Below are 25,481 nucleotides of genomic sequence, written 5' to 3'. Positions count from 1 at the left end.
ATTGGAAATTGGGAATTGGGAATTGGGCATGGGGCATGGGGCATGGGGCATGGGGCATTGTTGACTGTTGACTGTTGATTAATGTTATTGGTTATTTGTTATTAGCCACAGCAAACGATTAACAAATGACTACTGACAACTGCCAACTGACAACTGCCAACTGACAACTGACAACTGACTACTAACTAATGACCAATGACTAATGACTAATGACTTCTTCCATTATCGATAAAGCCAAACACGCAGCAGCGAGAGCAACTGTTCCGTATCCACAGGTTTGGTAATGTAGTCAGAGGCTCCAGCTTCGATACATTTTTCCCGATCGCCCTTCATCGCTTTCGCAGTCAGAGCAATCATCGGTAGCGAAGTGAACTGAGGCAAATTGCGAATTGCTTGCATTGTCTCGTAACCGTCCATCTCTGGCATCATCACATCCATCAACACAATATTGATGTCCGGCGTATTTTGCAACATCGCAATTCCATCCCTGCCGTTTTCAGCATAGACAATTTGCATTTGATGGCGCTCCAACATACTTGTCAGTGCGAAAATATTTCGCATATCGTCGTCTACAATCAAGACTTTTTTGCCCGCGAGCGTCGAATCTGTTTGATACAATTGCTCTAGCATTTGGCGCTTGGGTGCTGGCAAATTTGCTTGCACTCGATGCAAAAACAAAGCAGTTTCATCTAGCAGGCGTTCCGGCGATCGCACATCTTTAAGAATGATCGTTTCCGCCATCCGCTTCAGTTGAGTTTCTTCAGCTCTCGTCAACTCTTTTCCTGTATAAATAATAATCGGCAGATTTTTCAAAATAGCATCCTGCTTAATCTGCTCGATCAGTTCAAAACCAGTCATATCTGGCAGTCCCAAATCGAGTACGATGCAGTCAAAATGCCCCGATCGCAAAGTTGCTAGGGCTTCTGCACCGCTTCCCACCGCCGTGGTAGAAACATCGTGATTACCGATTAAATCCACAATGCTCAAACGCTGTATTTCGTCGTCTTCCACCACTAGCAAATTCTTGACTCGCCGCTCGACAAAACCTTTAATATCAGTCAAAGCCTTGCTTAAAGCTTCGCTGCTAACAGGTTTTTGCAAATAGGCGATCGCCCCTAACTGCAAACTGCGCTGCCGCCCTTCTTCAACTGATACAATATGAACCGGAATGTGGCGCGTATTCGGATTATGCTTGAGGCGATCGAGTACAGTCCAACCATCCATCACAGGCAAATTTAGATCCAGCATAATCGCAGTCGGCTTAAACTCTTGCGCCATCGCCAAACCGATATCGCTACGCAAAGCCACCACACCTTTAAAACCCTGTTCCCGCGCCATATCCAACAGAATGCGAGCGAAGTTGACATCATCCTCGATAATCAACAGGAGGCGATCGCCTGGTTGGACATTTTCGCGATCGTCAGCGACGATGGGGGATGGATAAGGGGCGATCGGCAAGGGCAAAGAAGCAGTCGCCACAGCAGCCATAGCAGGCCGCAATTGTGCTATTTCCTGGCTGGTTCCCGATGGTAACTCATGGACGCTTCCCAACTCTTGATAAGTTTGCGGCAAATAAAGCGTGAACTTACTCCCCACACCAGGGCGACTCGTCAATTTAATTTCTCCCCCTAACAAATTAGCGATTTCTCTACTAATCGACAAACCCAAACCAGTGCCCCCATATTTGCGGCTAGTGCTCCCATCAGCCTGCTGGAAGGCCTCAAAAATCACCCTGTGTTTTTCAGGAGAAATCCCAATCCCCGTATCCGTGACAGAAAAAGCCAAAACAGTAGCAGAACTCGTTAAAGTTTCTATCTCTAAACTCCAGCCAGAGCGCACCACTTCCACTACCAATTTCACATCACCATGCTCGGTAAACTTAAACGCATTAGAGAGCAGATTCTTCAAAACTTGTTGCAACCGCTTAGCATCAGTATAAACACTTTTCGGAATCCCAGCGCTCAACTCAATCAGAAAATTCAACTTTTTATCCTGTGCAATTTGGCGGAAAGTGCGATCCAAATGCTCTCGCAAGTCTGTAAACAACACTTGCTCAATTTCCACCGACATCGTGCCAGACTCAATCTTAGCCAAATCCAAAATATCATTAATCAGCCCCAACAAATCGTTACCAGCAGAATAAATAGTCCGCGTATATTCAACTTGTTTCACAGTCAAATTACCCTCACTATTCTCCGAAAGCAAGCGAGCTAAAATCAACAAAGAATTCAGCGGAGTCCGCAACTCGTGAGACATATTCGCCAAAAACTCCGACTTATATTTAGAAGTAATAGACAACTGCTTCGCTTTTTCTTCCAGCGACATCCTCGCCTGTTCAATTTCGCTATTTTTCTGCTCTACTTCCTGATTTTGCAGCGCTAGCAATTCCGCTTTTTCTTCTAATTCTTCATTCGTCTGCTGCAACTCTTCTTGCTGATTTTTCAACAGTTCCTCAGAGGCGCGCAAAGATTGGGCTTGCTGTTCCAACCGCTTATTAGTTTCCGTCAATTCCTTTTGCTGGGATTGCAACTCTTCCGCTAAAGACTGCGACTGTTTCAGCAACTCTTCCGTCCGCATACTCGCCGCAATTGTATTTAAAACAATTGCGATACTTTCCGTGAGTTGGTCGAGAAAAGTCAAGTGAATTTCGCTGAAGCGACGGAAAGAAGCTAACTCAATCACCGCCGTCACTTGTCCCTCAAACAGCACAGGTAAAACCACCACATTCAGGGGCGTAGACTCTCCCAAACCCGAACTAATTTTCACATAGTTATCCGGGACTTCTGTGAGTAAAATTCGCTCTTTTTCCAAGGCGCACTGTCCAACTAAACCTTCGCCTAAATTAAATTTATTACCTAAGTTTTTACGTTCCCGGTAAGCATAGGTACTTAACAGTTTCAGGAACGGGTCATGTTCGACAGATTCCATCATAAAAAACACCCCATGCTGAGCGGAAACCAGCGGTGTCAATTCCGATAAAATCAATTTAGAAACAGTTTCTAAATCCCGCTGACCTTGCAGCATACGAGTAAACTTAGCCAGGTTTGTTTTCAGCCAATCTTGCTCGGTATTCTTCTGCGTTGTCTCCCGGAGATTAGCAATCATCTGGTTAATGTTATCTTTCAGAATAGCGACTTCTCCTTCAGCAGCAACGGCAATTGACCTCGTTAAATCGCCTTTAGTAACAGCAATTGCCACTTCCGCAATCGCCCTTACCTGAGTAGTCAAATTAGCAGCCAATTCATTCACATTATCCGTCAAATCCCGCCAGGTTCCCGCCGCCCCAGGCACCTTCGCCTGACCGCCTAATTTCCCTTCAATTCCCACCTCTCGTGCCACGCTAGTAACCTGATCCGCAAAGGTTGCCAGAGTATCGATCATCTCATTAATCGTATCTGCGAGAGTCGCAATTTCACCCTTAGCTTCCAGCATCAATTTCCGCTTCAAATCGCCATTCGCCACCGCCGTCACCACCTTCGCAATCCCCCGCACTTGCGCCGTCAAATTCCCCGCCATCGAGTTAACATTATCAGTTAAATCTTTCCAAGTTCCCGCCACTCCTTTCACCTCAGCTTGACCGCCCAATTTCCCTTCAGTACCCACCTCTCGCGCCACCCGCGTCACTTCTGAAGCAAAGGAATTAAGCTGATCCACCATCACATTAATAGTATCTTTCAGTTCCAGAATTTCGCCTTTGACATCCACCGTAATTTTCTTAGACAAATCACCATTAGCCACCGCCTTCGTCACTTCCGCAATATTCCGCACCTGCGCCGTCAAATTCCCCGCCATCAAGTTAACATTATCGGTTAAATCTTTCCAAGTTCCGCCCACACCGCGCACGTAAGCTTGCACGCCTAATTTACCTTCTGTTCCCACTTCCCGCGCCACCCGCGTTACTTCCGAAGCAAAGGAACTCAACTGATCCACCATGATATTAATCGTGTTTTTCAATTCCAGAATTTCGCCTTTGACATCAACAGTAATTTTCTTAGATAAATCACCATTAGCCACCGCCGTTGTCACCTCAGCAATGTTGCGAACTTGGGCGGTCAAATTCCCCGCCATGGAGTTAACGGAATCGGTTAAATCCTTCCAAGTTCCTGCTACTCCCCGCACTTCTGCTTGCACGCCTAATTTACCTTCGGTTCCCACTTCCCGCGCCACCCGCGTTACTTCCGAAGCAAAGGAATTTAACTGGTCAACCATCGTGTTGACAGTGTTTTTTAACTCCAGAATTTCGCCTTTGACATCCACAGTAATTTTCTTAGATAAATCGCCATTAGCCACCGCCGTAGTCACAGCCGCAATATTCCGTACTTGGGCGGTCAAACTGCCCGCCATAAAATTAACTGAATCGGTTAAATCCTTCCAAGTTCCTGCTACGCCTCGGACATCTGCTTGACCACCCAGTTTGCCTTCGGAACCCACTTCCCTAGCTACCCGCGTGACTTCTGAGGCGAAGGAATTAAGCTGATCCACCATCACGTTAATCGTATTTTTTAGTTCTAAAATTTCGCCTTTAACTTGAACTGTAATTTTTTTAGATAAATCGCCATTAGCCACGGCCGTTGTCACTTCCGCAATGTTGCGAACTTGGGCGGTCAAATTTCCCGCCATCGAGTTAACAGAATCGGTTAAATCCTTCCAAGTTCCTGCTACTCCCTGCACTTGAGCCTGCACGCCTAATTTACCTTCCGTTCCTACTTCCCGCGCCACCCGCGTTACTTCCGAAGCAAAGGAATTTAATTGGTCAACCATCGTGTTGACAGTGTTTTTTAACTCCAGAATTTCGCCTTTGACATCTACGGTAATTTTCTTAGATAAATCACCATTTGCCACGGCCGTTGTCACTTCCGCAATGTTACGAACTTGGGCCGTCAAACTGCCCGCCATAAAGTTAACACTATCTGTCAAATCTTTCCAAGTTCCCGCCACTCCCTTCACTTCTGCTTGGCCGCCCAGTTTGCCTTCGGAACCGACTTCTCTCGCCACCCGCGTGACTTCTGAGGCGAAGGAATTTAACTGATCAACCATGATATTAATCGTGTTTTTCAGTTCCAGAATTTCCCCTTTCACATCAACAGTAATTTTCTTAGATAAATCGCCATTAGCCACCGCCGTTGTCACCTCGGCAATGTTGCGAACTTGGGCTGTTAAATTTCCCGCCATGGAGTTAACTGAATCGGTTAAATCTTTCCAAGTTCCTGCTACTCCCTGCACTTGGGCTTGCACGCCTAATTTACCTTCGGTTCCCACTTCCCGCGCCACCCGCGTTACTTCCGAAGCAAAGGAACTCAACTGGTCTACCATGATGTTAATCGTGTTTTTCAGTTCCAGAATTTCGCCTTTAACATCAACAGTAATTTTCTTAGATAAATCGCCATTAGCCACCGCCGTTGTCACCTCCGCAATGTTGCGAACTTGGGCGGTCAAATTCCCGGCCATGGAGTTAACGGAATCGGTTAAATCTTTCCAAGTTCCTGCTACTCCCTCCACTTGGGCTTGCACGCCTAATTTGCCTTCGGTTCCCACTTCTCGCGCCACCCGCGTTACTTCCGAAGCGAAGGAACTCAACTGGTCTACCATTGTGTTAACAATTTGAGCAGTTTGGAGGAATTCTCCTTTGAGGGGTCTGTCTTCTATTTCTAAGGCAATGGTTTGGGATAAGTCTCCCTTGGCGACGGCGCGAATTACTCTGGCGGTTTCGGAGGTGGGTTGGACTAAATCTGTGATTAGGGTATTGACAGAATCAACGCTAGCTGACCACGAACCCTCGGCGTTGCCGATGGTGGCCCGCTGGGAGATTTTACCTTCTTTGCCGACAACTGTACTGATGCGATCGAGTTCGGCTGCCATTCTCTGATTGAGTTCGATAATATCGTTGAGAGTATCGGCAATTTTCCCTCCCAGGCCAGTCTGGTCTATGGGCATCCGAACTGAAAAGTCTCCTTTTTTGACAGCTACGAGGGTTCTCAGTAGTTGTTTGGCATAAATTTTATTGGGACTTTCCTGTGTGTTCTGTACCGTTGTCATTACCTTTTCCTTTGGTGATTTGTAATGGGGAGGGGGAATATTTTTAAGTTTTGATATTATTGATATTATGGCGCTCAAGTAGTGTCTGATTGCTTCTACCTAAAGATGGATTACAAATTGCTGGTTATTAGATGCGGGCAGTTGTTATTGGTCTGCTGTTTGACTATAGGCCCAGAGATCCCCCCTAGCCCCCCTTAAAAAGGGGGGAACCGGAACACTCAAAGTCCCCCTTTTTAAGGGGGATTTAGGGGGATCGAAACTTCGATACAAATGAAAGATGCAGAGGGTTTTAGCCTGGTTGTTGACACCAATGGTGCTTACGGTATGCCCTACAGATTACCAACTAAGATTACTTCCAGTTTTGCCAGGAACTATTAAAAATAGAAGTACCCGGAAATGCGATGGGATTGGCATTTTGTTGTAGCCGCAACTGTAACACCTCCAAATTTGGCTCGCGGGAGGGCAATTCGTCCACCAATTGATAAGGTATAATCCCATTTTCTAGGGAAAAAGCAGCCGTAATTCCGGCGGCTGCACCAGCGGACCATTCAAAAGAATGCACCCGATAAGCCGCCGCCGCTGTGTGGCTGACAGCAATACTTTTACCAGCTACTAACATATTGTCAATTTTCTGAGGAATCATTGCCCGCAGCGGAATTTGGAAGGGATAAGCTTGACCTTGACCTTTGCGAGTTCCTTCGCGTTCGGTGTTTCCGGGGGCTTCAGGGGGACTGTTGGTCATGCAGGGGTGAAAGTCGATCGCATAATGACCAATACCGACAGCATCTGGATAAATCGTAGCGCGCGATCGCGATTTTGTATTCTCAACCGATTGACTACCCACAGCCAAAGCCGGCGCATTTAAACCACCCAAATTCAGCCACAAATTCCGGTAATCTTCCGCCGACAAATTCTGACGGTAAAAACTATCCTTAAAATTAGTGCGAGACATATCAACTTCCCACACCGTAAAACCTTGAGGTTGACTCAAACTTGGTCGGCCAATAATTCGTCTACCCTCCCGCATATAAGGATATTTAGAAAGTCCGTGAACGGTCCCCATCGGCGAATCTAGTCCGCTCAAAAATCGATTATTTGGATAAGGCTTTTTCACACCATTACCCAGTTGCGAGTCAGTGGTTCCTGCTACCAACCAGTAGAAAAAGCCTTTAGCATTTTCTTCCCCACGCCGCAATGTTTCTGTTCGCAAACCACCCATCCAGCCACCGGGTTGCAGTTGACCGTTCGCTGCGAGTTGCGCGCGAGAATAAATTAAATTATCCTGGGAAGAACCAGGGCGATAGTCATTACCCCAGGTCCAGTTTTGCATGGAAATATCCCCAGGGTAAATTGGGAATTGCTTGGGGTCGGCAGGGCGCGGTTCATCGGGTTTCATACTCCTGATTTGGCGGTAGCTGAAAACCAAAGGAAAACTAGCTAATCTCTGCAATTCGTAACTGTAATAAGGAGCATATTGCTGATAGAAAGATGGCTGTTGCTGCTGTTGGGGTTCCTTCGTTGCCTCCATGGCAAAGGTGTAGGTAAAACCTTGAGTACAATAAGCATCGCCCGTAGGACTTCCAGAGGAAGGTTCTAGGGGGGAACGGGGGTCAATCCCCAGGCGGTAAGGTACGTCGGCTAGTCCGATTAATTCGCCGGTTTCTGTGGCATCGACAACGTACCAATCAGCACCCCCCCTAGCCCCCCCTTGTAAAGGGGGGGAACTTGTGGCATTCCCCCCCCTTGGTAAGGGGGGGTTAGGGGGGGTCTGACGTGGTTTGGGAATAAACCGGATAATGGTTTTGTTAAATCGCGCGGAATTTTCGTAGCGGTAGGCATCTTCGATGGTTTTGGAAAGGGTTTCGGTGTTGATTGGTGGGGTATTGGGGGCTGGTTTGTGCGAAATGCCGATCGCACTTTTAATTTGTTGACCACCCACCGTATTTCCCGCCACAGCAGGAGTAATTTCTAGTTCTTTAATTACCGTATTGGGAAACCATTTCAGCTTACCATTCCCGGTTTTAGCAGCATCCTGTAACATTTCAAATAAAATTTTGTGACCATTGTAGGGCATGAAACAGGAATAACTAACCCAACAGCCACCAGGATTAAGACGGCCGTAATGTTCCTTGATGCGCCGTCGTAATTCTAGGTATCCGCGGGGGTAAAATAAGAGCGATCGCTGAGTCTCTCTTTCATCTAGTGCAGAAGTTCCCTGGGAGGAGATTTGACCACCTACCCAGTCCGTAATTTCCGTCACACAAACCGTGCGACCAGCCAGTAAACCTTCGTAGGCAGTAGCAGCACCGGCCAGTCCGCCACCTGCTACCAGAATATCACAAGTTTCCTCCCGATCTAGATTGCGATTTGGCGCGGAAAATACGGGTGAAATAGTGGATGTTACCGAAATTAGACCGAGAGATAGGCTCAAGAGCGATCGACTTTTGAGCCAGAATAAATACCTTGGCGGTTTCATCGCAGATTGTTGGCTAAATTTTGACATAACTCCAGACACTTATGGTGTCCAAATCTTTATTTTGCACTATACTGACATTTAAGTGTACTGTCAGAGCAAATTTTTAGTTTTCTAGCGGATTAGTAAGTATAACAACTATTTAATATCCCCATGAACCCGATGAGCAACATTCTCAGATTTTTTAGATTTTTGCTCCCTTTTGAAAAATTTAAAATTACCACAAGTTTAAGTTTTTCTAAGGTTCTGCAAAGATTAGATGAAGTTGTCGATACTCCCAAAATTTTTAGAGTCGTGATACCTTTTGGGCCACCACCTCCAAAACCTTATGAGGGAACCATAAATGGCAAGACTTTTAAAATTAGTCGGATTATCAGCGGCCGCAATTCCTTCCTGCCATTTATTCAAGGAGAAATACATCCTCAACCCTTCGGTTGTGTCATCGATATTAACATGAGCTTGCATAAACTTGTGATGATATTTATGATTTTTTGGTTGTGGTTCACAGGTAGTATTGGTATTTTTGCTTTATTTGCTTGGTTGGCAGAACCGTCTGTGGGACCTATATTTATTCCCTTGTTAGGTATGTTTATATTTGGGTTGATTTTGTTTATAGTTCCGTTTAAGATAGAAGCAAAAATCGCTACTAAGTTTTTATCTACATTGTTTAATTAAGTAGAAGGAAGAAGAACGGGGTGCATCTGTGTTTTGCAAATATATTCGTAGGGGCGAAGCATTTCGGCTGTAAATCTCTGATTATCACTAATAAATTGTCTGCCGAAATGCTTCGCCCTTACAACATCGGGATGCTCCCGAAGAACCCCCCCGTGACTACCCTCTCGGTCTTGAAATCACCTTTTGTTAAACTTTACTTTCAAATCGTTAACGGTGGGCGCTCTTTGCGGTAAACTGATGTTACGATCGCTCTTTGCTTGCTCTGGCGATCGCATTGTTAAACTAATTCGCTTCAACTTCTCATTCACCTCCAAAACTCGGACTTTCACCACTTGTCCGACTTTCACAATCTGTTTGGGATCTTCGACAAATCTGTCTGCTAATTGAGAAATATGCACTAAACCATCTTGGTGTACTCCCACATCCACAAAAGCCCCAAAGTTAGCTACATTCGTGATTATTCCTTCCAATTCCATCCCCGCTGTCAAGTCAGACATTCCTTTGATTCCTTCTTTAAAAGTAGCGTATTTGAACTCAGCTCGCGGGTCTCTACCCGGCTTTTCTAGTTCGGAAATAATGTCTCGCAGGGTTGGTTCGCCCACTTTTTCTGTGACATATTTCTTAATATTTACACCCTTGATTTTTTCGGCTATTTGTGTTACTTGAGTCAGCGGTATGTTCAAATCCTTGGCGATCGCCTGAACTACCGCATAACTTTCGGGATGGACTGCCGTATTATCTAACAGGTTTTCGCCGTTGCGAATGCGGAGAAATCCGGCTGCTTGTTCAAAGGCTTTGGGGCCGAGTTTGGGGACTTTCAGGAGTTGGCGACGATTTTTAAAGGCACCGTTTTCGTTGCGGTAATTGACTATATTTTTGGCTACTGTTGGACTCATTCCTGACACAAAAGTTAGCAACTCTTTGGAGGCTGTGTTTAAATCTACTCCTACATAGTTGACACAGCTTTCGACTGTTTCATCTAGTTTCTTTTTCAGCAGTTTTTGGTCAACATCGTGCTGGTATTGTCCAACTCCAATGGATTTGGGGTCGATTTTGACCAGTTCGGCTAAGGGATCTTGTAAACGTCTTCCAATGCTGACTGCGCCCCTGACGGTGATGTCGAGATCGGGAAATTCGGCGATCGCCACTTCACTGGCGGAATAAACCGATGCGCCGGATTCATTCACCATCACTTTAATTGGCTTGGTGTCTAATTCTGCCAAAACTTCGGCCACAAATTCATCGGTTTCGCGGGAAGCGGTACCATTGCCGATCGCAATTAATTCAATTTTATATTTTTCAATTAAATGCTTGACAATTTTAGCAGCTTGCTGTCTCTGACTGGCTGCTTGGTGTGGAAAAATCGCTTGATATTCCAAAAATTGTCCTGTTTCATCCAGGGCGGAAACTTTGCAGCCGGTGCGAAATCCCGGATCGATCGCCAATGTGGGCTTCATTCCCGCCGGCGCAGACAGCAGCAACTCCCGGAAATTGGTTTCAAAAGTAGCGATCGACTCAATATCCGCAGCAGTTTTATTGTGCGATCGCACTTCCGTAATCAAAGAAGTCTTCATCAGTCGGTTAAACGCATCCTTCAACATCGATCGATAAAACTCCTTAACAAAGGGTATCTTAGTTTTAATTTCCTGAAATTCCAGATAAGCCATCACCGCTGCTTCATCAAAACTCAAGTCTAAATCCAATATTCCTTCACTTTCTCCCCGAAACAGTGCTAACATATTGTGTGAATTAACACTTCTGGCGGCCACTTGGTAATTGCGGTACATTTCAAACTTGGTACTTCCTTCAGGAAAATCCTCTTTAATCTTGGAGACAAACAATGCTGTTTCCATCAAAAATTCTCGCAAGTATGACCGCAACTCTGCTTTTTCCGACACACCTTCTGCTAAAATATCCGCAGCACCTTTGAGAGCATCTTCTGCTGTTTTCACTCCCTTTTCTTCAGAAATGTATTTAGCTGCTTCCGCTTCGACATCTGCTGGTTTAGCTTCGGGTTTATTCAAAGACTGAATAAACTCGGCGAGCGCTTCTAAACCTTTTTCTCTAGCAATTGTTGCTCGCGTCCGCCGCTTTTGTTTATAAGGTAAATAAAGGTCTTCTAATTCATTCTTTTGCAAACAAGATTGAATTTTGGCTTCCAGTTCTTCCGTGAGTTTTCCTTGGGCTGAAATAGTCGCTAAAATAGATTTTTTGCGGTCTTCAATTTCCGTCAGATAGGTAAAGCGATCGGAAATATCGCGTAACTGAATTTCATTAAGAGAATCGGTTTTTTCTTTCCGGTAGCGGGCTATAAATGGAATTGTTGCTCCCTCAGAGAAGAGTTCCAGAGCATTGTTTACTTGAGCAAGATTGATGGACAGTTCTTGAGCTATTAGTTGAGGAATGTTGAGCATAGTGCAGATTTTATGGTCAATTGCTGGCGATTAAGTAATTATTTAGGAGTGGCGGGGATTAATCACAAAAATTAACCCCAGAGGAGAAGAGATTAAGAAGAGTTGGGTGCATCTGTGTTTGGCAAATATATTCCTAGGGGCTGTAGCATGACGGCTGTAAATCTCTGGTTATTACTAATAAATTGTCTGCGGTCATGGTACAGCCTATGCAACATCGGGATGCTTCCGAAGAGTTTGAGAAACTTTTGATGATATCTCTATGGGTAGTAAAGTGATGTTAGCACAAATGCAGTCATTTCTCAAATTTCGACTCTGCTGTTATTTGAATGTTTCTGCATAGGGAGATTGGTGCAAGTAGGCTTTGTTTGCGGAACCGAAAAGCTTGAGTTTGCCTGCAACTACCGATCGCATGGCATCGATCGCCTTTGTCATCACTTCCAGCAAATCAGGATCTGACAAAGAACTGCTAGTTTTCAACACCTCCATATAAGCTTCCCGAACTTCGGTGTTGACATTGAATTTAGATACACCTAATTTAATAGATTCACTAATCATTGATTCGGGTAAACCGCTAGCACCATGCAGCACTAAGGGCACAGAAACCAAAGCCCGGATTTTTGCCAACCGGGGAAAATCGAGTTTTGGTTCGCTCAAATATTGACCATGAACATTACCAATTGTTACCGCCAAAAAATCCACTTTAGTTGCTTGAATAAACTCAACTGCTTGTAAGGGGTCGGTCATTTTTGCAGCTTTTGCTTCAATAGTCAAACCATCTTCCGTGCCGCTAATTCTGCCAATTTCTGCCTCAACTACCGCGCCGTTAGCGTGGGATAATAGAGTCATTTCGCGGGTAAAACTCAAGTTTTTTTCGTAGGGTAAAGGAGAACCATCTGCCATAATTGATTTGATACCAGCGGCTAGGGCTAGATGGATGTCTTTTTCTGAGGTACTGTGATCTAAATGTACGGCGATGGGTACCGAGGATTTGCGGGCTGCTTCCATGCAAAGGGCGACTAAAGGCGATTTTCCGTATTTGAGGGCGCTGGGGTGAAGTTGAAGCATGGCCGGACTTTGAAGCGCTTCGGCTGCATCAATCACGGCTTTAACTCCTTCGAGGTTATAAACATTAAAAGCCCCGATCGCATAAGCATTTCTCCGGGCTGTTTCCAGCAATTCGCTAGTTGATGTCAGCATAAGTACCAGGCTCAAAACGGTTCTGAATACTTACAATTTTATCGGTGAATGTACAAAATGTATAAAATGTATGGAATTGTGGCAAAAGATCGCCTAAAAACTCCAGTATTTTGAGCTTTCAGACACCGGAGTTCCTATCCCCAAATTTTCCATCGCGCTTTCAGGATTCAACCGTCAGCCTCAGTAACAGTCTCAGTAACAATATCTGTCATCTTGAGCTGTTTTTTGTCTTTGGGCGATGCGTTTATGTCCTAAAATTGTGGAGATAATCACACATCGATCGCCCTTGGGAAGATTAGGATGAGATAATGTAAAGGTTCCTTTTGCTCGAATACTGGTTAAGCCACAGTCGTCAGTGCTTTTATACACCGGGCAACCTTGGAAATTGAACATGGCTCGTCGAATAGCTCCATCTTTGTCATATTCATTTTGCTCATTGAACAAAACAAATGTTGTTTCATTTGGATTTATCTGAATATCTGGTTCTAAACTTTTCCATTCCCCTGGGGGTACTGTGGCTGGGGGAGTATCGGATTTGTGAATGGCTATTTGTACGATGTTTCCTACTTGTTTGAAGCTGGCTTGCCATGCAATTTTATCACATTTGGCGTTGCTGCGGGCTGTTACCATGGCCTGATAAGCGCGATCGACTGATGTTTTGATGCGGTAGTGGTTGATGAACATTTGCCAAGCGGGAGCGCTAACTGCGCTGACTATGCCTAAAATTAATACTATGGTTAGTAATTCAACCACTGTAAAACCCGCAGCAGAGGCAGTTGCTCTGCTTGTGAAACTTTTATGAATTGACATTTAGATGCACTCCTAAATGGCGTGAAAAAAAAAGTTATCTAATTCAATTAGGTTTATATTAATTGCTGAATTTGATGTATGTATAGATCGGTATTTACGGAAATTTAAGGAAAGGTACGATCGCACTTTCGATGTGTAGCGTGTTTGTGAAATATCGATCGCATTTGGCATCCTCCGCGATTTATCGAAGCTGAGTATAAGAGGGTAGGCACGCACCATCCACTACCCCTACAAAACCATGATTTGTCACCAGAATGAAACAGGCCTGCCCCTAGGGCGTGTTTTCTCTCCCCGGAGATCCCCCCCAACCCCCCTTAAAAAGGGGGGAGAAAGAAGCTCAAAGTCCCCCTTCTTAAGGGGGATGCGAGGGGGATCGGGCTCTGATGGATCAGGCAAGAAAACACGCCCTAGCCCCCCCCTAGGGGGGAAGGGGGGATGGGAGAAGGGGGACGAAAGATCGTACTCTTATCCCCCCCTTCTTAAGGGGGGCTAGGGGGGATCTAGATTTAATAGTCTTGCCAGCAATCTGATATTATAGCAACCGCCAAGGTGGTTAAGGCATAAATGCGATCGTTCCCTGAGCGGAGTCGAAGGGTTCAATCACCAAAGCGCCTTGGCGGTTGCTATACCTTGGATATCAAATCCCCTCTTCATGGTCTTGTATTCATCTCTCTGTTGTCTCTCTGCGTGTGCTGGAGCGCTCTAGTAATAGGATTTCTCTAAAATCGTGCAACATTCTTCGACCCCCCCTAGCCCCCCCTTGCCAAGGGGGGGGACAAGAATTAGGACGTTAAGACAAAGCGCCTTGATGGTTGTTATATAATTTGAGTCGAAATACGAATTAATTTAATTTAAAATATCTTAACAATTCAGGAGTGACGCGGAATTGATGTTAGAGATTAAAAAATATCTGCCAGACTAGGGGCAATTAGACCCTTCTTCAGTTATCATTGCTCCTAAAATGGTTTGAACAATTACACACTTTTTCGCACCGCCACCAGTAGGTTGAACTGTGACAGAAAAGCCATCAGTTATTTTTCGTGGTGTTTGACTGTTTATTGATGGGCTTGTGATATTTCCTTGATAATCAAAGGTAATTGATTGGGTGGTAGCTCCATTAGCTTGACTTGAAAGTAAAATAGTGCCCGGTTTGATTTCGCCTCCAGCATTTAACGTCTGGGTACTACCACCCGTAGGTAGTGGCGGGTTAATCGTCACTGTTGGCGGGGCAGTAGCCGGAGTAGAATTAAATGTAACTGTGATATCCCGCTTACTTCGCTTTGCTTCGCTTTGTGCACTTCGCAAGGTTTGCAAAACGCGATCGTTGACTGTGCGCACCCTTTGATTGTTGATGAAAGCCAGCCAACCGGGAGCGGCGATGGAACTGAGGATACCTAGGATCAGGGCGATTACCAGGACTTCTAGAAGGGTGAAACCCTCATCGCCTTTTCTCGGTTTAGTATGTGGGAAATTGCCGATTTTTTGGGTGTTATAAATATGCAAAAATTTGAATAAAATTGGAATTTTCATGTTGTTTTCCTGTTTTATGTGCTATATATGCGATTCTTAAATATGTTTCATCAATCACTTATTTTCCTCGCGCACCGAGACCTTGTACTTGCACGCTTGCTGTTGGGAAAAATGCCGATTTGTTGGCATCATAATTAGCATCAGTTTGAAGGCGACGGAGGCTATTTCCTCTGATTGTGACTCTGGCTATGTTTTTCTCTGTATCAACACAAGCATAGAAGCTATTTACTCCGTCTGGCGAGGGTATTCTTAGCGTTGCTTCTCCGATTGGTATTGCAGTTCTTTGGTCGGTAGGATTACCAAGAGCAGTCTGGCATTCATCGTTTTGGACTGCTGGCCCTGGACTATGATCGATGTAATTAACTAAAACTTCCTGCTTTGTTGCTCCAGATGTTTTGTCTGTAAGTTTGTCAACAAATGTAAGTTTTTCTGTGGGCTTACTCAAGTCAAACTCTGGATTAAAAGCTACATCTTTTCGTTGAGATAGTATTGTCTCAGTATTATCGCTTTTGTAATAAGGATCTGTAGGATCTGTCGCGTCAGGGTTTCTTACTCCATCCCTAATTTCATAACGGGCAATTCGAGTAGGACAAGTGCCTCCAGAAGGCTGACACCAGGTAGCTTCATTGTCTTTAATTTGATAGTAGGCAACTAATGACAGTACATCGGTGTCGTTGCATTTATCTAAGTTACTATTGCAATCCTTGGGTTTTACATTCTTAAAAACCTCGCGGTTAATAGGAACTGCATCTTTAATCCGTTGCCGCTTCCAGAATACTAGAATCGGAATTTTACTTATATCGTTTGGAGGGAGTTGAGGTTTGATATCGGTGATTCCTTTGCCATCGTAAATATAAATAGCTTGGCTCAAATCTTGGGCGATGAAATCAACGGCTGCCTGAAGGTCTTGCTCGGTGTTTGACTTGACTTGTTCCCTTCTGTCGGTGTTCAGCATATCGACTACAAAACCGAGCATGGGCGTGATGATGAGAAATGCCATGATTGCTCCAACTAATAACTCTACCAGAGTCATTCCTTTTTCGGTTTTAGCCTGAGAGAGGTTTCGCTGGCTTTGAGTTCTCACAAGCAACCTGAGTAAATTTTTCATTTTGAGTTCTTCCTTTGCTAATTTATGGGCATCTATTTTAATTGAATAACAAGGAATTTAATATTTACACTTTGTACTATCGCCTTGCAGACGAATGCACAGTGACTTGTAAGCCTCTAACTTGTCAGGTGTGTCTCCTAGGGCGGGAATCTCAGCAACCATTTCTACTACTGGCATTGTTTTGTCACCCAAACCAGAACCCACAATAGATTGCTTTGTTGGCGTATCTGAGGGATTTTTCAATTTTACGCCGGGAGCAAAGGAATCAGCCCTGTAAACACGAACTAATAGCTGATACCCTTTTGATGTGGGATCGCCGCTAGTAATATTATCTTTATTTAGCCAAGCTCCCTGAACGTAAAAGTCTTTAGTGCTGCTGATTTCACAACCTTTTCCATCCATGTCAACGCAGTATAAGTTGTCTTTACTTGTCGGAGCTTGTTGCTTAGCCAAGTCGGCGGATTTAGCGGGAAACCCCTTGTTGTTGGGGTCATTAAACTTAATAGATCCCGCTCGCAAACCGTCAATGTAAGCTCTCCCCGCCATCGCAGCTAGTTCCGTCCGCCGCGCTTGGACGCGAGTTGCTACTGAGAAGGCCATCACCGGGGCGATCGCAATCATCAGCACCGAAACTACAATCATTGCTACCAACGACTCGATAATCGTATAGCCGGCATCTTGTCGCTTTGATTTTTCGGAACTACTGCTAGATTTAGTCTCAGCCTGGGGGGTGCTGAATTTTGTTTCTACTTCTGCGCTCTTAAATAACAAAGGTTCCGAGTAATTGTTGTCTGTGGGTAGTTTATTCATGATTACTGACCTGCATAAGTTTTGCAGAATGAGTCTGTTGGGCGCAGTTTGTTACTGATATTGATAGCTGGCGTTTTCCCCGTAGCGTCATCAATGAAAGCACACAGCAATGTTTGCACCCATATGTCATTGCCAGATACTTCCCGGAAATACTCGTCCGGGGTTCGTTTTGAGGGAGGAGTCGTAAACTTTCTGGTAAACAAGTCTGGAGGCTGAGATAGCAAGCCCACGTCATAACCCCAATCCCGAGCAGGAGGACTAAAGAACGGAATCCGACCTTGCCGCTGACCATTAATCTCAAAGGAACCGTTATCAGTTCTGTAGTAAGGCTGTGGAGCATCAGGGTTCGACGGATTTGAGGGAGGTGAATCAAAAAGACTCCGCAACTTAGTCGAATCTGTTTGCTGTGGAGCCCCTGGATCTAGAATCGGGATATAGGGCGCGGTGCTGTAAGCACTCCGGCCGAACTGGATAAAGGAACCCTGGATTTTTGTGGCAATAGTCCCGGAATTCCAGCTTTCCAAGAACCGGGGCAAGTTTTGCATCCCCCCGTTAAAGTCACCAATGCCGTTACCCATCGCTCGCGAAGGAGTATCATTCGACGCCAGCACCATATTAAATGTTGTGCTTACAGCCTTTGGTATCCATCCGGTATTGTTAACAATATCGACACCTCTTGGATCGCCAGCAGTAGCCTTAGTCACGTTTTGCAGATTCAAAACAGGCATTAGTAGTGGCTGAGTGCCTTTTCCTGGTCCTGGAACTTTTGATAACTCTGGTAGGTCAGCGCCCGTACCGTCTTTTAGGGCTTGATTAAACACATAGGGGAAATTTGAATCGTAAGTCACGGTACTACCCCCAGGCACTGCTGTAGTCGCAAACCAGAGAGAATTTTCCTTTGGTGTGCCTGCCCCTTTAACAACTTTTCCTCCATTAATCCCTAATGGCTCAGGAGCAGTTGTGGACTCTAGCTCAACACCAGGAACTCTTGAAAAAGCAACACGGCGGGGGAATCGCTGCAATTGTGGCAGTGGGGGATCGACCGTCGATCCAGCTTGAAAAGTAGTAGTAAGAGGGTTAGCAGGGTCAGGTGAGATATAGTCTTGAGTCACAGTGCTTGTTGCCTTGCCTGGTGCCCCGGCTAGAGGATTGACAAACCAGTCATCTTCAGTACACGCATAAACGGGGATTTTGTTACAAACTTCCATTACATACTCTGGGAAATTTCCCCGTCGCTGCACAGGAGTAACGAAGTTGTTGAAGTAAGAACTGTTAACAGGATTGCTGTTTTCTGCGTAGTTGTTATCAGTAAGTGCAGTGCCTCCTGTGTTGACTAACTGACCACTCGTGGCATTAAATGCCCCGCTGGAAAGTCCGTTTGTGACAAAGTTGTTGCTGTAAAATCCTTGCTCTTTGCGAGGCAATACAGCAGCAGCACCAGCATTATTTCTCAAATCAAAATCTCCTTCGTTGCGGAAACCAAAACGGTAATTTGCTGAAAGGAAATTTACTGAGTCAGATAGGATGTTTGCTGGGCGCCAAGAGTCGCCTGTTGTACATTTACCATTTAATCTGGGGTCCTTTGGACGACAACCAAAGTTACTATTGAGGTTTTTGCGATCGTAAAATGTACTCCAATCACCCACTGCCTCAGTAAACTCTTCTCCACTGTGAGGGTTGAATGTGCCTTTGATGTAAACTGGCAAATTAGATGCCAAAGTTAGCCCCTTTTCTTTAACTACATCAGCCACAGTAGTCGATTTGCCTGGATCTCTGCTTAGCTTCTCACCATTAACCAGTAGAATTCCATTGGGCTTGCGAGTAGGATCTAGCAGGGAATCTGTGGGGCTGACTGTTGCGCTCGTGCTTTCATCTAAGCCACCTCCTACAATAGCTGGGCGATGACTACGATCGGGCAGCGCATCGTCGCGAGTGGCATAAATAATCCCGCTGTTTGGCAGTAAATACTCGTCCGTTCCCAATTTAGTCCTTCGCAATACATCGAGGTCTATCTGAGTGGCACGAATTTCTAGGGGTTGCCGTTCTTCTAAGGGCAGGTTGTAGTTTCCTGTTAGTTGTGCAGCCTCGTTTGCTGTAGTGACGCTGGTCAGAGTAAAGGCTTCATTCACTTTCGTTCCCAAGTCATCGCGATCGATCGCCTTTATTTCTCTGGCATTCAAAAATGCTACTTCTTGAATCGCGCCGTGAGGCACAATTGTATCATCTGGTACGATCTCGCCCTTAAGTATCTGTAGCGCGCACTTCGTTGAGTCAATAGCAGCTTTATCTCCCAAGGTGCGCTTCTCTTCAGCCAATAAAAGAGCCTTTCTCAACGGCTCGTTAGCAAACCTACCGTCCGGGAAGACCAAGTTTGCCTGGGCCTCCAAAACTGGATCTCCACCGCTCAGCAAGCCTGTAGTGGTGTTCCGGGTAGAAGCAGCGGGCCGCGCTCCTCCAGGGGGGCCGTAGGTGATTCCGTTATTGGAGCCAATTTGATTGTCGGGAGTCCCAAGTGAGATATCGCCACTTTTATCTGCTGGTAGTGTTGAAATATTTCTTGCGGTGGAAGCTGTACTAGGGTCGTAATAGCTGCTGACGCAGGCAATGGGGGTTTGATCTGGTTCAGTTCCTGGTGCTAGCGCTATAGGGTCGTAGCCGTTATCGGCATAGTGATAAACTGCCGTTGCCCGCATCCGCAAATCGCCTTTGGCATACTGACGAGTATTCGGGTCGATCGATGGGAGGGTCGCTGATGGCAGGGTGGTGGACCAAGAAGATTGCCATTTAGTCCAATTTGTCGCGGTGAAAAGTCCGCCACCACTATTGTTGTAAACTTCAGAACCCAACCCCAAGGGCGACATGGGCATGGAATCTGGCCAAACAACGGGGAACTTTTCAGTAGTGCTAGTAGTTGTTGGGTCGTCGTAAGTATCGGTGTCACCAGTGACTGGATTCCCAGCAGAATTTAGCCAACTGGGGGGTGGAAGGAAAGAATTTTTGCGCTCGTAAACTCCTGCACTGGTGATGACACGCAAACCACCAACACCATCAAGAGGATTTTTCGGTTTTTCTGCTGCTGCTCCTTCCCAGAAACCCCCGCGCTCCGTCGCGCCCAAATCTGCAAGCTTAGTTACCTGGGAGGATCGCGTCCGCGGAGAATTAGGATCTACGGGGTCTGTTTTATTCCACTTCTGACCAGATAATATTTCCGGCTTTTTGGTCAATTCTAACTTGGTGGCATCCCATCTGATCGCTGGCAAGTTGTTGCCTACCACAACGCGATCGCCTAAAAATCTCTCTTCCTCTGACTCTTTTAAGGGGTCTACTGCTTCTAGCTGATCTGCTATTAGCTGAATTTTCGTTTTAGCAGGGTCGAGAATACTCCATTCGTCTACAGGTCTTAGGGTGTCTTTTGAGCCTAAAATGGGTGGGGTTCCGGCGGGTATTGACCAGGCAAGACCATAACCAGCGGTTGCGTCGCCTCCAAGCGGCACTTCCGCAAAAGGAACCTTGCGGAGCATCTGTTTAAAATATTCTCTCAGGGCCTGTTCCCTGGTTTGGGTTTCCGGTTTCCGCTGGACTGAAAATGGGTCGCCGGGTTGGACATCGGGGTCTGCTAAACCTGTACCTGGTAGTGGCTGCCCCATCTGTGCAGCCACTAGCAAAGATAGGCGCTCTGTATACGCTTGGTCATTGTAAAGAACATCTAAGCTAGGATTTGTAGCTGACTCTCCTGTTGGCTGTTTAATTTCGGCTTTTTGACCCAGTATGAATGATGTTCTGCCACTCCCTGGGAGGCTACTTTTTTTAAAAAGATGTATGTCCACTGGATTCTTGGGCGCATTGTTACCAGCCCAACCATTTACTACATTACCTGACACAACAATTTTACTGTTTTCTTGCTCGTAGTAACAGGAATCTGGACTGCTGACCTGATATAGTTTTATGCTGTTAGGATTATTCAAACCCGATACCAGCAAGTTACTATTCGTAAATACCCGCCCGTTTAGATTTATGGGTGGCCCAGGCGATATGTCTAAATCGTTTTCATAGACAACCGCGTTGTTTGCAAGCGGAATAAGAGCTTGGTCTTGTTGATATTCCAGGGCTGAAATGCTAGAAGTTCCTGTGAATTCTTTATACTTAGGATTGGTAGCAGCATCTTCTTTTGTCATCGGTACGTTAACTGTATAAACGAAAAAACTTTTTTTAAGTTTGCCGTCTATTCTGTACCAACCTGAGTCTCCTGCTAAACTTGCTACAGTACCTCCACCCTGCTTACAACCAGGCTTAAGTCCTCCTACCGAAAGTGGCGGTGTCCTTGCTTCCAACGGCTTTCTTTCTCTTAAGAAGTCACCCAGGGTAGGACTCTTAGGATCGTCATCTCTTGCGGGGGTGCGGAAGAAGATGCCGTACAGAGTAAAAGTATCAAAATTGCCGTCGTTGTTCGTATCGACGGGATATCTCCAAGCAGTATTTATCGATTCATTTTTTTCGACAATAAAGCCGAGAGCGTTAACACCAAGATTTGGATCTATTTTTTTATCATCGTTGAGGTCATATTTAATTATGAGTCGTTCCTCGTCCCCAAAGGTATAACTATCTGAACCTGCAATGGGGTTTGCTATGGGAAAGTACAAGTCTCGATCCGAAGGCGTACCCCTACCCTGGGTTTGCTCCAGCACAAACTGAATTTTCGCCTTCGCCCGATCGATCGCCGGAGTCGCCGCCGCCAATACCTGCTGATTCACGCGCACATTCCGAGCATTATTCGCCCGATCGAACGATCGCAGAGTAATCGCCACCGTCAGCAAAATCACCACCAACAATACCATCGTCACCGTCGGCAACACAAACCCCGCCACGGGCAAATTTGCCCGTCGGCCCATTGCCATGAGCGATCGCAACATTGCCCTCATTAGCCGCTTCGCACCCGATCGCGTCACACCGAGAACCCGCCGTAACAGCGATACGATAACTTTAGATAATTTGCTTTTATACATTGACGCCTTCCTGAATAGTTTCAGAGATGGTATTGCAGGTAGTTACTGCTCGACAGTACGATCCCATTTTTATAATTCCCATTATATTCAACATTCATATCAACCCGTTGCAAAAATTCACAGAATGTGTTATTTGGCTAAAAAATAAAATCTCCCAGCCCACAACCCGCGATTTGCCCTTGGGTGGGGCGGGTTTAGGAGATTATTGGTCAAAGGCCGAGATTGTTGGTAAAACCCGCCCCTACAAGCCTTGTTGGGCGCGATATATTTTATCGATCTTGACCCAGATCTAGATTAAGTTCGATCGGAGCTAAAATGGGCGATCGCGGAATTCTCGAATCGGGAAAGACATCTTCAGTCCTTTTCAAAGGACTTGCGCTATGAGACGGGGGTTTTTAACCCCCGGCGGACTATCGGTACAAATGCCAAATCCGAAACAGTCGCTACAAATGCAAAATATCAACCTACAACCCATGAACCCAATCCCAAAACCCCCCGACTTCATCATCATCGGCGTCCAAAAAGGCGGCACCACATCCCTATATAACTATCTCACCCAACATCCCCAAATCGTCCCCGCCACCCAAAAAGAAGTACATTATTTTGACCTCAACTTCGACAAGGGTGCAGACTGGTATTATTCCCAGTTTCCCCAGCCAGAAAACGGCGAAAATCTGACAACAGGAGAAGCCAGCCCCTACTATATTTTTCATCCCCAAGTTCCAGGGCGAATCCACGATTTGTGTCCCCAAGTCAAAATAATTGCCCTGCTGAGAAACCCCATAGACCGCGCTATTTCCCATTATTATTACTATATCAAAATTGGCTACGAATCGCTATCATTAGAAAGTGCGATCGCCTCCGAACCCGAAAGACTCCAAGGCGAAATTGAAAAACTGATCGCCAACCCCAACTACTACAGTTACGAACACCGACACCACAGCTATTTAACTCGCGGCATTTACGCAGATCAACTTCCAGCCTGGATGAAACTATTTCCCAAGGAACAAATCTTAATCATCAAAAGCGAAGACTTGTACACCAATCCCAGCCCTACCTTCAACACCGTCTTAGAGTTCTTAAACTTACCACCCCATCAGCTACAAACCTACGAAAAATACAACTCCACCGAATATCCGCCCATCAGCGAGGCTATCTACGAGCAATTGAGAGCATATTTTCGATCGCACAATCAAAGACTAGCCCAAATGTGCGATCGAGATTTCGGCTGGGATTAATCAAATTTCCCTCAACCTCTAGGGGCTGGTGACACCATTTTTCTGACCTATGTGCTATGGATGAAGTCTTAGCCCCCCCTTAATAAGGGGGGGTTGGGGGGGGTAATATCTAGCGCTATTTTATGAAATTGCTATTAGACTAAAATAAAACAACAGTCATCTACCAAATCTCCCTTAATTATGCCCATACTATTTAACGTCCCTTCCATCGCCTGTGCCGGCTGCGGAGACACAATTACCAAAGCGATCCAAACAGTGGAACCAGAAGCTAAAATCAATGTAGATATCGCAGCTAAGACTGTAACTGTTGAGGCTAAAGCCGCAGAAGAATCAATCAAACAGGCGATTGTTGCTACAGGCCACACCGTCGAAGATTAAGTCGTTGGGGAGGGTAGGCATTCTTAGCACTACCCCTACAAAACTCTCATTTTTTTGAGAATGAAACAGCCCTGGGTTTCAACCCCTGTCGGACTCGCGGGATGACCAACGAACTTGGCGGGCTGACAGCTAAAGAGGACTGAAGAGAAGAATTTTCAACTCATTAGTCCTCTTTGAGAGGACTTTAGCTATGAGACAGGGGTTTCAACCCCTGTCGGACTCGCGGGATGACCAACGAACTTGGCGGGCTGACAGCTTAAGTTGACACCAATGGCCCATTCCCGATTCCCGATTCCCCATTCCCGATTCCCAATTCCCCATTCCCGATTCCCCATTCCCCATTCCCCATTCCCCATTCCCCCTTCCCCATTGCCCATTCCCCATTCCCCCTTCCCAAAAGCTTAATCCGCTTCGTCTAAGTGTTCCGCCACGGCATTATAAAGTTCCAAAACATGGCGATCGAGTAAACTATAAAAAACCTGTCTCCCCACCTTGCGATAACATACCAATCGCAACGCCCGCAACGCCCGCAACTGGTGCGACACAGCCGATTCGCTCATCCCCAAAGTCGTCGCCAAATCACACACGCAGAGTTCTTGTTTTGCCAAAACCGACAACAGCCGCAGGCGGTTCGCATCTCCCAAAAGACTGAAAAATTCTGCCATACGCTGAGCTTTGGCGGTGTCGAGAATTTGGGTTTGAATATCCTGGACTCGCAAACTGTCAACTAGGTGCGGTCGATCGCAGATTGGTGTATCATTTTGGGCGATCGGTCTATTTACCGCCCCATTCACAGCAGAGTTAGATAACATTCTTTCAAGATTTATTTTGGTTCTCATTGTCATTTTAATGCGATTTGAGATTTGAGGATTTCTACATAGTCCCTCCGCCCACTTTCAAAAATATTTCCTATCCCCTTGACATATATCTGAATATGTGTTCATATATAAATATAAACAAACCAACCTACCAAGAAAAAACACTATGACCACTGCAACCCAAACAAAATGTGCCTGTCCATCTTGCTCGTGCACTGTCAACCTGAGTGCAGCCATTGAAAAAGACGGCAAACAATACTGTTCCACTGCTTGCGCCGACGGACACCCCAACGGCAGTGGCTGTGGCCACACAGGCTGCGACTGCCACAAGTAAGTGTTGAGCTTGCACACAAGTTAAGAAAAACCTGTAAACTATACCAAAAGGGAGTTGCGGTATCCGCAGCTCCCAATTTTGGTGAAATAAGGTTAAAGAAAAGTTAAAATTAAGCTAAAATCAGGTTAAAATTAGATTAATAAAGATAAGTACAAGGCAAAATCAGGCAATTGCTACTTGCGCCCTACAATGGAAGCAAGCGATCGCCATTACATTAGATCCAAATAGTGCTAATCAACAGCAGAAACCGAATCAAAACAGGAATTAGGAGGGGGCAATGACGGAGCGGGAAGACTTTTTACATCCTCGCCATCGCTACTACGGCGATTTTACGCCAGAAAACTTGGCGTTCAATGCCAACTTGCAAGAGTTTGCTCAAAAAATAACTTACATTTGTTCCCTGGAAACAGGGGGCAAAATTAGCGCTGAGAAAGCTTATAAAGATATTAAAGCGCTGTGGAAAGAATTAAAATTATCCAAGAAACAATTGGGCATAGGACAAAAACCTCCCACTACCGATGAGCAATCCTAGTTGACATACTCCCCGGCGTAAACGCGCGGGGATTCTTTACGCTTCATCGAGATGTGCCACAAGTGGTCTTACCTTCTCTCTGCGTACATTTAGAGTCGTGGCAATGCCCTATCCCGACTTGAAGT

Annotated in this window: 16 protein-coding genes; 5 read left to right on the top strand and 11 right to left on the bottom strand. The window is 45.6% G+C overall.

What is annotated here, in order from left to right; translation table 11 throughout:
• Positions 1 to 222: 222 nt before the first annotated feature.
• Complete coding sequence (locus AAFP14_RS24385; protein WP_341734773.1) at positions 223 to 6,036, bottom strand: HAMP domain-containing protein; 5,814 nt, start codon at positions 6,034 to 6,036, stop codon at positions 223 to 225.
• Between the two features lie 349 nt (positions 6,037 to 6,385).
• Complete coding sequence (locus AAFP14_RS24380) at positions 6,386 to 8,512, bottom strand: FAD-dependent oxidoreductase (protein WP_472851086.1); 2,127 nt, start codon at positions 8,510 to 8,512, stop codon at positions 6,386 to 6,388.
• 159 nt (positions 8,513 to 8,671) lie between these two features.
• Between AAFP14_RS24380 and AAFP14_RS24375 the strand changes: the two genes are divergently transcribed.
• Complete coding sequence (locus tag AAFP14_RS24375; RefSeq protein WP_341734771.1) at positions 8,672 to 9,184, top strand: hypothetical protein; 513 nt, start codon at positions 8,672 to 8,674, stop codon at positions 9,182 to 9,184.
• Positions 9,185 to 9,360: 176 nt separating this feature from the next.
• Here AAFP14_RS24375 and AAFP14_RS24370 read toward each other — a convergent pair whose 3' ends face one another.
• The 7 genes from AAFP14_RS24370 to hpsA form a co-directional block, all read right to left on the bottom strand.
• Entirely contained in the window at positions 9,361 to 11,598 is a 2,238-nt protein-coding gene (locus AAFP14_RS24370) for a Tex family protein (protein ID WP_341734770.1), read from the bottom strand.
• 318 nt (positions 11,599 to 11,916) lie between these two features.
• A complete protein-coding gene (locus AAFP14_RS24365) occupies positions 11,917 to 12,795 on the bottom strand; it encodes a class II fructose-bisphosphate aldolase (protein WP_341734769.1) in 879 nt (292 codons plus the stop codon).
• 192 nt (positions 12,796 to 12,987) lie between these two features.
• The gene (locus AAFP14_RS24360; RefSeq protein ID WP_341734768.1) at positions 12,988 to 13,605 is read right to left on the bottom strand and encodes a pilus assembly FimT family protein; all 618 of its coding nucleotides are present in this window, start codon (positions 13,603 to 13,605) and stop codon (positions 12,988 to 12,990) included.
• A 918-nt stretch (positions 13,606 to 14,523) separates the two neighbouring features.
• Entirely contained in the window at positions 14,524 to 15,135 is a 612-nt protein-coding gene (locus AAFP14_RS24355; RefSeq protein ID WP_341734767.1) for a GspH/FimT family pseudopilin, read from the bottom strand.
• Positions 15,136 to 15,193: 58 nt separating this feature from the next.
• Positions 15,194 to 16,243, bottom strand: coding sequence for a hormogonium polysaccharide secretion pseudopilin HpsC (gene hpsC / locus AAFP14_RS24350; RefSeq protein WP_341734766.1), 1,050 nt, complete (start codon positions 16,241 to 16,243; stop codon positions 15,194 to 15,196).
• 57 nt (positions 16,244 to 16,300) lie between these two features.
• Positions 16,301 to 17,053 (bottom strand): hormogonium polysaccharide secretion pseudopilin HpsB, encoded by a 753-nt coding sequence (gene hpsB / locus AAFP14_RS24345; protein ID WP_341734765.1) that lies wholly within the window; start codon positions 17,051 to 17,053, stop codon positions 16,301 to 16,303.
• A gap of 2 nt (positions 17,054 to 17,055) precedes the next feature.
• A complete protein-coding gene (gene hpsA, locus AAFP14_RS24340) occupies positions 17,056 to 22,056 on the bottom strand; it encodes a hormogonium polysaccharide biosynthesis protein HpsA (RefSeq protein ID WP_341734764.1) in 5,001 nt (1,666 codons plus the stop codon).
• Positions 22,057 to 22,478: 422 nt separating this feature from the next.
• Here hpsA and AAFP14_RS24335 point away from each other — a divergent pair, with 422 nt between their 5' ends.
• A complete protein-coding gene (locus tag AAFP14_RS24335) occupies positions 22,479 to 23,294 on the top strand; it encodes a sulfotransferase domain-containing protein (protein ID WP_341734763.1) in 816 nt (271 codons plus the stop codon).
• 180 nt (positions 23,295 to 23,474) lie between these two features.
• Positions 23,475 to 23,672, top strand: a complete 198-nt coding sequence (locus AAFP14_RS24330) for a heavy-metal-associated domain-containing protein (protein WP_340519941.1) — start codon at positions 23,475 to 23,477, stop codon at positions 23,670 to 23,672.
• Positions 23,673 to 23,876: 204 nt separating this feature from the next.
• On the opposite strand, the gene AAFP14_RS24325 is transcribed toward AAFP14_RS24330, so the two are convergent.
• Complete coding sequence (locus tag AAFP14_RS24325) at positions 23,877 to 24,056, bottom strand: hypothetical protein (RefSeq protein WP_341734762.1); 180 nt, start codon at positions 24,054 to 24,056, stop codon at positions 23,877 to 23,879.
• Positions 24,057 to 24,073: 17 nt separating this feature from the next.
• Positions 24,074 to 24,484: an ArsR/SmtB family transcription factor gene (locus AAFP14_RS24320; protein ID WP_341734761.1), complete on the bottom strand. Its 411-nt coding sequence runs from the start codon at positions 24,482 to 24,484 to the stop codon at positions 24,074 to 24,076.
• Between the two features lie 172 nt (positions 24,485 to 24,656).
• Between AAFP14_RS24320 and AAFP14_RS24315 the strand changes: the two genes are divergently transcribed.
• Both AAFP14_RS24315 and AAFP14_RS24310 read left to right on the top strand, forming a co-directional pair.
• Positions 24,657 to 24,824 (top strand): metallothionein, encoded by a 168-nt coding sequence (locus AAFP14_RS24315; protein WP_341734760.1) that lies wholly within the window; start codon positions 24,657 to 24,659, stop codon positions 24,822 to 24,824.
• A gap of 277 nt (positions 24,825 to 25,101) precedes the next feature.
• Positions 25,102 to 25,356 carry a DUF7219 family protein gene (locus tag AAFP14_RS24310; protein WP_340519965.1) on the top strand — a complete coding sequence of 85 codons (255 nt, stop codon included), beginning with the start codon at positions 25,102 to 25,104 and terminating at the stop codon, positions 25,354 to 25,356.
• Positions 25,357 to 25,481: the final 125 nt, after the last annotated feature.

Origin of the sequence: Microcoleus sp. EPA2, assembly GCA_020882975.1 — a bacterium.
Taxonomy (GTDB): Bacteria; Cyanobacteriota; Cyanobacteriia; order Cyanobacteriales; family Microcoleaceae; genus Microcoleus.
This window is presented reverse-complemented; position numbering and strand designations above follow the sequence as displayed.